Annotated in this window: 1 pseudogene; it reads left to right on the forward strand. The window is 64.9% G+C overall.

The window, feature by feature from the left end:
* Positions 1 to 78: 78 nt before the first annotated feature.
* Positions 79 to 410 (forward strand): annotated as a pseudogene (locus tag QN347_RS19510) (TonB-dependent receptor); the annotation flags it as partial.

Here is a 410-nt window from a genome sequence, read left to right on the forward strand (position 1 = left end):
GCCCAGGCGGCAAACACCGGCAACGTCACCTCGACCCTGCCGAGTGCCAAGCTTAGCCTGATCTTCGGGCCGCGGTCGATGACCGAGTTCTACGTCAACGTTGGCACCGGCTTCCACAGCAACGACGCGCGCGGCACGACGAATCACGTCGATCCGAAGAGCGGCGATCCCGCCGACCCGGTGCCGGGGCTGGTCCGGTCGAAGGGGGCCGAGGTCGGCTTCAGGACGGAGATCATCCCGCACCTGCAGACCACGCTCGCTGTCTACGATCTCGACTTCAACTCCGAGCTGATTTTCCAAGGCGACGCTGGGACGACGACGCCGGGCCGGCCGAGCCGGCGCATCGGTTTCGAGTTCTCCAACTATTACAAGCCGTTCCACTGGCTGACGGTCGACGCCGACATTGCCTA

The organism is Sphingomonas sp. 10B4, assembly GCF_035019905.1.
GTDB lineage: Bacteria > Pseudomonadota > Alphaproteobacteria > Sphingomonadales > Sphingomonadaceae > Sphingomonas > Sphingomonas glacialis.